12 protein-coding genes are annotated in these 10,870 nt (G+C 67.7%); 6 read left to right on the top strand and 6 right to left on the bottom strand.

The genetic code is table 11. The annotated features are described in order from the left end of the window. Positions 1-46: 46 nt before the first annotated feature. Complete coding sequence (locus ACIA5D_RS44430) at positions 47-640, bottom strand: BON domain-containing protein (protein WP_396036699.1); 594 nt, start codon at positions 638-640, stop codon at positions 47-49. An 88-nt stretch (positions 641-728) separates the two neighbouring features. Between ACIA5D_RS44430 and ACIA5D_RS44435 the strand changes: the two genes are divergently transcribed. Then, complete coding sequence (locus ACIA5D_RS44435) at positions 729-1,211, top strand: DUF1772 domain-containing protein (RefSeq protein WP_396036700.1); 483 nt, start codon at positions 729-731, stop codon at positions 1,209-1,211. Between the two features lie 7 nt (positions 1,212-1,218). Here ACIA5D_RS44435 and ACIA5D_RS44440 read toward each other — a convergent pair whose 3' ends face one another. Further along, positions 1,219-1,341: a hypothetical protein gene (locus tag ACIA5D_RS44440; protein WP_396036701.1), complete on the bottom strand. Its 123-nt coding sequence runs from the start codon at positions 1,339-1,341 to the stop codon at positions 1,219-1,221. Between the two features lie 42 nt (positions 1,342-1,383). Next, entirely contained in the window at positions 1,384-2,100 is a 717-nt protein-coding gene (locus ACIA5D_RS44445; protein WP_396036702.1) for a hypothetical protein, read from the bottom strand. A 465-nt stretch (positions 2,101-2,565) separates the two neighbouring features. Here ACIA5D_RS44445 and ACIA5D_RS44450 point away from each other — a divergent pair, with 465 nt between their 5' ends. Both ACIA5D_RS44450 and ACIA5D_RS44455 read left to right on the top strand, forming a co-directional pair. After that, positions 2,566-3,399, top strand: coding sequence for a hypothetical protein (locus tag ACIA5D_RS44450; RefSeq protein ID WP_396036703.1), 834 nt, complete (start codon positions 2,566-2,568; stop codon positions 3,397-3,399). A gap of 186 nt (positions 3,400-3,585) precedes the next feature. Further along, complete coding sequence (locus ACIA5D_RS44455) at positions 3,586-6,336, top strand: tyrosinase family protein (RefSeq protein WP_396036704.1); 2,751 nt, start codon at positions 3,586-3,588, stop codon at positions 6,334-6,336. A 181-nt stretch (positions 6,337-6,517) separates the two neighbouring features. On the opposite strand, the gene ACIA5D_RS44460 is transcribed toward ACIA5D_RS44455, so the two are convergent. Beyond that, positions 6,518-7,570, bottom strand: a complete 1,053-nt coding sequence (locus ACIA5D_RS44460; protein WP_396036705.1) for a hypothetical protein — start codon at positions 7,568-7,570, stop codon at positions 6,518-6,520. A 224-nt stretch (positions 7,571-7,794) separates the two neighbouring features. Between ACIA5D_RS44460 and ACIA5D_RS44465 the strand changes: the two genes are divergently transcribed. Together ACIA5D_RS44465 and ACIA5D_RS44470 are read left to right on the top strand one after the other, a co-directional pair. Further along, positions 7,795-7,965: a hypothetical protein gene (locus ACIA5D_RS44465; RefSeq protein ID WP_396036706.1), complete on the top strand. Its 171-nt coding sequence runs from the start codon at positions 7,795-7,797 to the stop codon at positions 7,963-7,965. 151 nt (positions 7,966-8,116) lie between these two features. Then, positions 8,117-8,338: a hypothetical protein gene (locus tag ACIA5D_RS44470; RefSeq protein WP_396036707.1), complete on the top strand. Its 222-nt coding sequence runs from the start codon at positions 8,117-8,119 to the stop codon at positions 8,336-8,338. A 269-nt stretch (positions 8,339-8,607) separates the two neighbouring features. On the opposite strand, the gene ACIA5D_RS44475 is transcribed toward ACIA5D_RS44470, so the two are convergent. Together ACIA5D_RS44475 and ACIA5D_RS44480 are read right to left on the bottom strand one after the other, a co-directional pair. Continuing rightward, a complete protein-coding gene (locus ACIA5D_RS44475; protein WP_396036708.1) occupies positions 8,608-9,348 on the bottom strand; it encodes a GAF domain-containing protein in 741 nt (246 codons plus the stop codon). A 2-nt stretch (positions 9,349-9,350) separates the two neighbouring features. Continuing rightward, on the bottom strand, positions 9,351-10,235 hold the full coding sequence (locus tag ACIA5D_RS44480; protein ID WP_396036709.1) for an IS5 family transposase: 885 nt from the start codon (positions 10,233-10,235) through the stop codon (positions 9,351-9,353). A 208-nt stretch (positions 10,236-10,443) separates the two neighbouring features. Here ACIA5D_RS44480 and ACIA5D_RS44485 point away from each other — a divergent pair, with 208 nt between their 5' ends. Beyond that, positions 10,444-10,725 carry a hypothetical protein gene (locus ACIA5D_RS44485; protein WP_396036710.1) on the top strand — a complete coding sequence of 94 codons (282 nt, stop codon included), beginning with the start codon at positions 10,444-10,446 and terminating at the stop codon, positions 10,723-10,725. Positions 10,726-10,870: the final 145 nt, after the last annotated feature.

Genomic DNA, 10,870 nt, shown 5'->3' on the forward strand with positions numbered 1-10,870 from the left:
AGGGAGCGGTGCCTGTCAACAAACGCCTCGCCGATCGGGGATCCAGTTATTCGTCGGTGAGGGGCGGGTTCAGGAAGATGTCGTTCTGCACGTTGACGACGCCGCGCACGTTACCCGCGATGCGGACTGCCTCCTCCCGCTGGTGCTCCAAGTCGACGGTGCCGCTCAGCAGCACGGTGCCGTCGTCGACGGACGCGTCGACGGTGCCCGGCACCATGCCGTTCAGGCTGAGCGCGTGCAGCACGTCAGCACGCAGCTCGGCGTCGGCCCGCCGGTGCTCGGTCAGCAGGCGCACGTCAATGATGTTGTCGACGTTGGTGACCCCATCGACGCGTTCGGCCGCCTTCTGCGCCTCCCGCTTCTGCCAGAAGCTACCGACCGTCCCGCGCAGCAGAACCTCGCCGCCATCGGCCCGCACGTCGATCAGCGTGCTGTCCACCTTGGGATCCTCGGACAGCTCGGCGGCAACGTTCTTGGCCAGTTCCTCATCGTTCATAGCGATTCCCTCCAGCGATCCGGCCCCGGTCACGTTACTCAAACCCCGCCCCGTTGCAGACAACGCCCCGCGCACAGTGGGCAGCACGACAACCGCCGGCCGGCGGTCACGAACGGCTGGACTGCGCGTGAGATCCTCGCGCATGCGGCGTAGATCCTCAACGATGGCCCGACGGGAGTCGCACCGGTTGACTGGTCGTACGAGGTTGTTCCGACCAGGACTGTGAGGCGACATGTTCGTAGTGCGGGTGACGACGCTCATAGCGGCAACCATGACCATGGGGCTGGCGGCCGGGGTGTTCGGTCTCTACCAGCACACCATCATGCGGGGCTTGGCGGACACCGACGACCGCACGTTCGTCGGGGCGTTCCAGGCCATGGACCGGGCGATCATAAATCCCTGGTTCATGACCAGCTTCTTCGGGGCGCTGCTGTTGACGGCCGCCGCGGCGTTCCTCAACCCGGGCAAGCCGTGGATCATCGCCGCGTTTGTCCTGTATCTGGCGGTGGTCATCATCACCCTGGCGATCAACGTGCCGCTCAACGACGCGCTCAAGGCCGCCGGCGACCCCGACCGGATCACCGACCTGGCGGCGGTTCGTGAGCGTTTCCACGAGGCGCGCTGGTCCGCCTGGAACCTGGTCCGCACGATCGCCAGCACCGCCGCATTCGGCTTCCTCTGCTGGGCCCTCGTGGTGCGCGGCCAGACCCGGTAGGCGCCGGTCAGGCGAGGCTTGTGGTGGCAAGGGCCGCGGCCAGCAACAGGCCCAGGCCGTTGGCCGCCCAGTGCAGCGCGGCCTCGGCGAGCCGGCTGCCGCTGCGCCGGCTTCGCTGACGAAAGGGCACGACGTATGGCGGGCGCCGAGACGGCGCCCGCCATAGGGGTGTTCACCGAGCTAGGCCGAATGGGTGCCGAGCTTCGCTGGGGTCCGCGACACCTTCTTCCGACGGGGGGCCCGCCTGGGCACGGATCCCCATGGCCGGGGACTGCTGCCGGGTGAGGAAGGTCTGCAGCAGCAGCGGCACTCCGTAGACCGCCAGCAGCCAGGCGGCGATGTAGATCCGGTCGCCCTGGCTGACGTTCGGGTGGCCGACCTGGTTCGCGAGGCCGGCGAGCAGGGCGGCGAACACGACGTACCCCGCGGTCTTGTTCAAACGGAACACGCCCCACGCTCCCGCCGCCCACGCGGTCAGCAGGAACGGCTCCTGCAGCTGCTCGGCGAGCCAGAGCTGCCAGAACGTGCCGTTGGTGTGCAGCCAGCCGCCGACCGGGTCGGCGACATCCGGCCTGAGGAAGTGCCCGGTGAGCAGGTCCTGCATCGACTCGGTGCCGCCCGGCCAGCCCAGCAGCTTCGACAGCAGGAACATCGCCGCGGCCGCGCCGAGCGTGGCGCCGATCGTCACGACGAGATCGCCCACCTCCCGGCTCCCGCGACGCCATCGCACCAGCAGCAGGATCGTCAGGACGCCGGTCAAGGCGGCGGCGAGGAGGACGAACTGCGAATACTTGACGAAGGCGCCGACCGCGAAGCTCGCCAGCAGAAGCAGCAGCCCACCGCGGCGGGCGCCGGTGAGGGCGTACACCGCCCCGAGCAGGCCGGCCATGATCAGGCCGCTTAAAGAGCCTGTGCATTTCCTGTAAACGTCCTCAGAGGACGGCCGATTTCGCGCCGGGTGCCCCTTTCGGCCGAATAGCGCCGACCGGCATGTACGTCACTTCAGATCGCTTAGCATCCGAATATCCCGCGCCAAGGCAACGATCAACTGGGGACTAAACACTCACCCTTGCCCACTTGGCCCAACTGATCCGCCACCGCCAAAACGCAGCCTCACGAATAAGTCATGAACGCCAATTCTGAGCTGTGTGTCACATTCGGCGCGCCCCGCCGTATCGGTGATCGCTACACCGCGGCCGGCGTAGAGGAACCGCAGCCGGTGTCCGGCCGTGTCGCTGAACCTCCACGGGAAGATTGACCGGGTGGATTTGCCCAAACCGGGGTGGTGTCCGAATCGATCGATCGATCGGTAAGCTCTCCCGTCGATGGGACGGGCTGGCGGAAGGTGCTGGGCATGTGGGCGTCGTTCGGGCTGATGGCCGCGGCCGCGGGGTTGCTCGTCTCGGCGCCGCTTCCGGCCTCGGCCCGCGCCGTCGAAGGTTCAACGCACCTGTCGGTGTCCACGACGGACGCCAAGGGGCACGTCGGTGACACGGTCAGCATCCGGGTAACGATCACCAACCACGGCCCGGCCGTCGAGCCGGAATGGGCGCTGACCGGTGTGCAGACCCAGGTGGGCACCAAATTCGCCAGTGGCACCGGCTGCCGGCCGGACCCGGACGGCGGGCAGTACTGCTCCAGTCCGGGACCGCTGGCGGTTGGCAAGTCCCAGACGGTCGTCCTGCACTACAAGATCGTCAAAACGCTGCCACACCCCGACTGGGAGATGGCCGGCTTCAGCTTCTACGAGGCGCTGGACCGCAAGGGCGGCACCGATGACGTGGACCTGTCCTTCCACGTCTCCATCCTGGGAACCGCCACACCGGCTACCAAGCCCAGCACCAACCGAACCCCGGCCACGGCCCGCTCCACGTCGGCGAGTACGGGTCGGGCGCCGGCCGCGCGGCGAACCGCTTCACCGGCGCCGAGCCGGGCCGGGACAACGACCGCGAGCACAAGCGAACCCGCGGCGATGCTCGCAGCACCGCAGACGGATCCGACCCCGAGCCTCACGGCCGCCGTACTACCGAAGATCGAGGACGCCGGCTTCACGGCCAATGCCAGCCGCACTGCCTGGGCCGTGGCAGCCGGTGGCATCGCCCTGATCGGCTCCACCGCCTTCGCCCTACTGGCGCGGGCGCGGCGCCGTCGTGCCCGCGCCGCCGCCTCCGACATCCCGGCGCTCTGACAGCGACGAAAAAGCCCGCGACCCTCAGACTGACCACGCGCGATGCGATGCCATTCAAGATCAGAGGCGGAGTAGGTACTGCCATCCCCGACAGGATCTACGACTGGCCGTATCACCTGCAGCCTAGGGCCCTCTGTACACCATCGGGGCACTGCGTGGGTGGCCCACCAGGAGGAGTGGTGCACCATGGCTCTGGGAGATGGCATTCGACGCAACATCGGCACGGTCAGTGCCCTCGAGCGGGACCGCTTCATCGAGGCGATCCGCACGCTGGACACCTCCAAGTTTTTCCCGGACGGGGTTTCGTACTGGGACAAGCAGGAGCAGATCCACAAGAACGCCCACTTCAACGGTGTCGACGTCCACGGGGGTCCGGGCTTCATCCCGTGGCACCGGGTGATCGTCAACCGCCTCGAGGCGCTGTTGCGCGAGGTAGACCCTGAGCTGTCGCTGCATTACTGGGACTGGACCACCGACCCGCGTGTGGCCTCGGGCCCACGAGCAGCGCTGTTCACGCCTCAATTCATGGACAACGCCTCCGGGAACGTAAGTCACCTGCTCAACGACTTCGAATCGACCGAAGACGCCGAGACCGGCAACGGGCACACCAAGATCTGGCGAGACGCCGGGTCGGTCGCCGCGAACCCGGACGGGACGCCCGCGATCACCTCGGACGCGGCAATCTCGAACAACTCGGACTTCGCGACCTTCGGCGCGGCGCTGAAGGCCGCGCACGACAACGTCGCGCACAGCTATATCGGCGGAACCATCAGCAACCCGCATTACTCATTCCACGACCCGTTCGTGTTCCTCCTGCACTCGAACCTGGACAGGCTCTGGGCGAAGTGGCAGACGGACCCGGCGCATCCCGAGCGCCTCGCGTCCGCCACGGCGTACGCCGGATTGAATGCGGGGCAGCTCAACGCCCTGATCACCGAGCGCGTCGAGCCGTGGGCGGGCGGTACGGGGCTGGAGCCGTGGGCGTCGGACCCGACGAAGCGTGCGGTCATCAACTACCTCGATCTGTCCGTGGTCTCGCCGCCCTGCTACGACACCAACGGCAGTGATTTCCAGGTCGTCGAGGCGGAGAACCACTTGAACGCTGCCACCTCCCGCTACCAGGTCGTGTTCACCGACGTCCCGGAGCTCGAGACCACTTGGCGATCGGCGACCTTCCGGATCCGCACGTGCGTCGACGTCGACCTGCAGGTGACCGGGCCGGCGCCGGCTGCCCCGTTCGGGGTCTCCACCCCGCAGGTTCTCTCCAAGGCCGGACCCACCCAGTACCGCGAGGTGCGCATCTGGTTCGAGTTCACGGCCGGTGCCGTCGGTACGGCGCCGCAGTCGCTTGGGCCCGTGAACACGACGGTGACCGTCGGGAACCAGGCCTTCGACCTCGAGCTCGTGGCCACCACGATTCCGCGGCCGACCGTCGCCGTCGAGCTGGCCCTCGACCAGTCCGGCTCGATGTCGGACCCGGCCGGTACCAGCGGGGCCAGGCGGCTCGACGTGCTCAAAGACGCGGCAGCATTGTTCGCGAACCTGATCCAGAAGGACAACGGCATCGGGCTGATCCGGTTTGACGACGATGCCTACCCACCGAACGACCCGACGTACGGGGGCCTGGCCATCTCCAAGGTCACCAGCAACGGCTTCGGTGACCCCGTGCGCGGGCAGGCCCTCACCCAGATCGCGGCGCATGGGGCCCACGGGGCGACCTCGGTCGGCGACGGCTTGGCGATGGCCCGGTCCGAGCTGTCCGCGCTGCCAGCACAGGCTTACACGGACAAGGCGATCGTTGTGTTCACCGACGGGATCGAGAACCGGCCTCAGTCGATCGCGGCCGTTGCGTCCTCCATCGACAACCGGACCTACGCGGTGGGCCTCGGGAACGAGACGCAGGTCAACACTGCAGCGCTGACGCAGCTGGCGGGTTCGACAGGCGGCGCGCTTCTGCTCTCGGGAGTACTGTCGTCGAGCCTGGACGACCAGTTCCGGGTCCGGAAGTTCTTCCTCCAGATCCTGGCCGGGGTCAGCCGCAACGACATCGTCGTCGACCCGGTCGGCCACGTGCTACCGGGCGCGAAGGTGCGAATCCCGTTCAGCGTCACCGAGGCGGACATCAACGCTCGCGTCATCGTGCTGACATCGCTGCCCGTCCTGCGGGTGGCCGTCGAGACGCCGGCCGGTGACGTCCTCGACGCCTCGAGCGGCGTCCCGCGAGCCCAGTTCGAACGGGCCGCCGAGGTGACGACCGTGGGACTGAGCTTGCCGGTGCCGGCTCCGGCGGGTCCGGCGCACGGGGGCACGTGGTACGCCGTCCTGGAGATCGACAAGCGTGCCTACAAGAAGTGGACTTCCCAAGATTCGGACGACCCCAGGATCCGGGACCTTCGCGCCAACGGCGCGGCGTACTGCGTCAGCGTGCATGCACTCAGCAACCTGCGGATGCGGACCGGCCTGACACAGAGCGGCTTCACGCCGGGCTCGATGCTGCAGTTGCGAGCGGTCCTGAGTGAGTATGGTGTCCCCATCGAGGGCCGGGCCCGCGTGGCGGCGGACGTCGTCTACCCCGACGGCCTGCAGACCACCCTCGCCATGGCGGAAACTCCTGGCGGCAGCTTCGACCTCATGCTCCCCGCGATCGTTGCCGGGGTCTACCGGATCACCGTCCGCGCCCAGGGAGGGACGTTCCGCGGCGTGCCGTTCACCCGCGAGGCCGTACTGACCGCGGCGGTGTGGCCGGGAGGCGACCGGCCCGACCCCGACCCCACAGGGGGGTCAGGGCACGACGGTGGCGGGGACCTGTGCCGGTTGCTGCGCTGTGCGCTGGGGAAGGGCGCCATCTCGAAAGAGCTGCAGGAGCGCTGGCGCGAGCAGGGCTTCGACATCGACTCCCTGCGTAAGTGCCTCGAGGAGATCTGCGCCCCCGAGTAAGCCCAGTCAAGAGGGGACGGCGGCCGCTCGTAGACGAGCCTCGACCGACCGTCCGCCCCTCGCGCTACTGACGGTCGTGCCCGCGTTCCGACGCCTTCACCCAGTGCCCTGCTCAACCGGGGCGACATCAGAACATAGGTCTGGCGGAACCACGTCACGCAGCGGCTTCCCGCGTGTTCCGTTACTCCGGGACCGGCCACAACAGGCCAAGCCCCGGTATGGTGTCGAGAAGCGAACGATGGAGATCTTTCGTGTCGGCCAGGGTCTTGCGGGCCGCGGCGACCACCTTGGGGTCGTGCTTGTCCTCGTCCGCTGCCTCCAAGGCCGCGTTCAACTCGTCCAGGTCCTTGCCGACCCGGACCGCGAGGGCCGTGGCATTGGCCAGTGAATAGATCGTCCTGGCCCGCTCGAGGTAGGTGATCGCCTTGCTCGCCCCGGAGCTCGACCACCGCGTATTGCAATCGGTGACATCGCAGGCGGTGTTGCCGACGGAGACCACATCCCAGATGCCCGACAGCAGTTCCCGGAGTTGCTCCTCGGTGACGGTGACCCGGAAGGTGCCTCCTACCTGAAGGCCGCAGAGCTCCTCTTCGAAGGAGATCTCGTAGTCACCGGGCGGGGAATGCTGGTCGTACATTTCCACGCGCCAATTGCCGAGCGAGTCGACCGCGGGGTTCAGGGTCGAGGCACCGAAGAGTCCCGCCGAGCCGTACGGCAGAGCGATGGTGACTGTTCCGCCGCCGGCCCATCCGGAGCCGTCGAGGGTGAAGTGCGTTCCTTGGGGACCGGCCGTCTGGCTCCAGTAGATCCGTGGCTCGCTCTCGCACGGGAGCGGCGTAGTTGCCGGGCTCTCGGGGCTCTGCGGGCTCAGGGTGAAGACGCCCTCCGGCGATCCGTGCGGGCCGCCGTACGCCTCGGCGAAAACCTGCGTTTCCTGTGTCACGCAGTCGCCGGGAACGACCGCCGGGACGGACCAGTCGCCGTCGGGGCTGGTCGTGACGTCGGCTACCGCACGCCGGTCGGTGGTGGACCACCCGCAGTTCCACACCACGTGAAGCGGCAAGCCGGCTTCCCAGCCGGAACCGCTGATCACCACGGGCGTGCCGGCCGGCCCCGAGCTGGGGGTGACCGTGATGGCCTCGGCGGCCTCAGCCGCCTGGGCGGTACCCATCATTCCCGCGGCGATCGTCGCCGAGAGCAGGAATCCGACGGCAAGCGCCGACGCTGTTCGCATTCTGCCGCGCATCATCAGACCATTTCCCGGGCGGATTCGGAGAGGAAAGCTGCTGACAAAATATCCGTACGGACCGGTTGACCAGCGGTTATCCGCCGAACTTCCCCAAGACCCGCGCACCGTGCCGCTCGGCAGGAACGGATGACCAGTACACGAGGGTGCTCTGTCGGTACCTCCATCAGCAGACCCTCCCATCGGCGGCCGGCAAGGGGTTTGCTGGAAGCATGGAACTTCTGCCTGTCCGCCCGACCGTCAAGACGCCCGCGCAGGCGTTCACCGGCGACGTGTACATGACTCCGATCTACAGCAGCACCGGCCCGTCGCGGATGACCGTCGCGCTCGTGCGGTTCACCCCGGGCGCCCGTACGAATTGGCACTCGCACGCCGTCGGCTAGACGCTGCACCTCCGCTTCGTCCTGAGCCGGCTGGCCGACCCGGGCAGCGGTCCGCTGGCCGGGCGGACACCGAGCGGGTCGCCGCCCCCGGCCACTCGATCGGCGGCGCGGCCGCGATGCGCGCCGTCGAAAGGACCGCCGCATCACCGCGGTGATCAACCTGGACGGTGGTCTCAACCCCGGCCAGGGATCGGTGCGGCAGCCGGTCCTCGCCCTCACCCACGACGTCACGGGCGAGGCCGGCGCCGCCTACCTGACACTCCCGACGAGCGTGCTGGACCGGGGAGCCGCAACCAGCTATCGGCTGACAGTCCCCGGCAGCGCCCACCTCACCTTCACGGACGCGCCACTGTTCCTGCCGCCCGTGCCGTAGGTCGCGGGCTCACTGGGCCGGACGAAGACCATCCGCGTGACGACGCAGACCACCGCCGCTTTCCTGGACGCCACGCTGCGCGACCGACCGACCTGCCGTCGGGACTGGCCCGCCACGGCGACCTGCGCATCCACCGCCCGGCTGCCTGACCGCCGCCGACCCGCAGCAGACCGAGCCGGTCAGACGACTCGTGCTCGGGCCTAAGCTAAGTGAGTGTTTGAGAGGGCTGTTATCCGGACGTGTTGAAGGTGCTGTCCGTCGAGCCGCCGCTATGTGGGTTCGCCGTCAGAGGTGAGTCCGGGCAGGGCGTTCAGGTCGGTGACAGCTTCACCGGCGACGTCTTTGAGTCGTTGGTTAGTGCGTCGTGCGTAGGCTCGCAGCAGGATGAAGGCCTGGTCGGCGCTGATGTTGTGGGCCTGGGCGATCGCTCCTTTGGCCTGTTCGATGAGGATGCGGCTGTCCAGCGCGGTCTGCAGCTGTCGGGAGAGGTCTTCAGCGTGTTTGATCGATCGGCGGTACAGCAGGCTGCTGGTGGCGACGTCAGCGAGCGACCGTACGAGGTGTAGATCAGTGTCGTCGAAGTCGCCAGTGGTGGTGCTGAATACGCCCAGCGCGCCGATGGCGTGCTCGCGTAACTGTAGCGGGACAGCGTGCACGCGGCGGAACCCCGCGGCGCGGGCGTGACGTGCGAAGTGTGGCCAGCGGTCTGCCGCGCTCAGCAGGTCGGTGTTGATCACCGGTTGGCGGCGGTGGAACGCGTCCACACACGGGCCGTCCTGCTTCTCCAGCTGCAACAGCTCCAAAAGCTTGGTGGTCTCGTCAGAGGCAGCCGTGTAGTGCAGGCGGCCTTGCGGGTCGGCCAGCAGCGTTCCGGCGGTGGCGTCCGGAACGAGCTCGGCGACGTGATCGGCGAGCATCTGCAGGAACTCGACGACGTCGAATTCAGGGCTGTGGGTGTCAGCGACCTCAACGAACATCGTCGCGAAACGGCGCAGGGACACGGTGATCATGATCAGCTCCCGGACGGTCCTGGCGGTGGGGTGACGACCCCGCTGACGTACCCGGCACCAGCACTGAGTAGCGCTGGAGAGGGCTGTGATTCGGACGTGTTGAACGTGCGGCGGGCCTGTCGGGCGGTGGGCCGGCCCTGATGGAGGCCACGGACCGTCGTATTGATCGCGACCCACCGGATAAACGCTTCGGAGACCGTGGGATCACGCTCACAGTCACGGGCCAGGCGGCGGTGCGCGGTGAGCCAGGCGAAGCTGCGTTCCACCACCCACCGTTTCGGGTGCACCACGAAACCTTGCTGGTCGGCGGGCGTACGAACGATCTCCAGGGTGGTCTTGAGGATCTCGGCGGACCAGTCGACCAGCTTCCCGAAGCCCAGGTCGGCGAACACGTGCCGGATCGGGCTGCCCAGGTAGGTACTGAGCAGCGTTGCCTTGGCGCCCTCGCGGTCCTGCCACGACGCCGGCATCACACACGCCACGACGAGCAGGCCGAGGGTGTCGGTGACGAACCCTTTGCGGCCGTTGACTCTCTGCCCTGCGTCGTAGCCGCGATTGTCGCGCCCGACGGTGTCGGCTGCTTTGAACGACTGCGAATCCAGGACGCCGGCCGATGGCTCGGGTTCACGGCCTTCGGCGATCCGGACCTGTTCTCGCAGCCCTTCCAGGATCCGTTCGGTGACCCGGCGTCTTTCCCATTGCTGGAACTGCCAGTACACAGTCTGCCAGGGCGGAAAGTCGGCTGGCAGCTGACGCCATGAGCAGCCGCTACGCACCACACACAAGAACGCGTCCACGATCACCCGACGGGGATGCTTCGGGATCCGCCCCGGCGACTTGATCGGCGGGAGCGTCGGCTCCACCAGTTCCCACTGCCCGTCGGTCAAGTCTGACGGATACCGCCGCTCACGCTCCACTCGGCCAGCTTCACGCCATCTCCTCCGGTGGCAGGGACACGCCGTGCGACACCACTCTCAAACACTCACTAAGCTTCGCGTTTAACGTGTGAGCTGGGTTCAGTCGCTCTGTTGAGGGACTGGCATGGAACGGCCACCTGATCACTGTGAGGAGAGGCGATCTTCTCGGGAGGTCTAGGTGGCCGTTGTTCGTAGTGTCGCGCAGGGCGGGCGGTCTGACCAGGGTGAACTTCGCCGGTTCCGGGGCGAGGTGTACGACTGTTTCACCGCGCGGGCGGCTGCGTTGTTCGATCTGGTCGACGGGTTGTGTACGCTGGTCACGATCGGCGGGGTCGCGTATGTGAGTTTGGCGCCAGGCGCGCGGCGCGGGCATGGCGCGGCCTATGCCGCGGTGGCGTCGGGCCGGATCGATACGAGCATGCTGCGTGATGTCCTTGCGGCTAGGCGGCCGGACCGTTAGCAGCCGGACTTCGCGGTGGATGCCACGGTGTGGATGCGCAGCGACGCGGAGCCCTCTCGGTCAAGATCGTGTGAGACACCCCGTGTGAGTGTGGGGTGATGACCTGAGGGTGGGGATCGGAGATCCTGGTGTCCGTGTCCACTTC

The sequence above is a fragment of the Actinoplanes sp. NPDC051513 genome (assembly GCF_044454685.1).
Classification (GTDB): domain Bacteria; phylum Actinomycetota; class Actinomycetes; order Mycobacteriales; family Micromonosporaceae; genus Actinoplanes.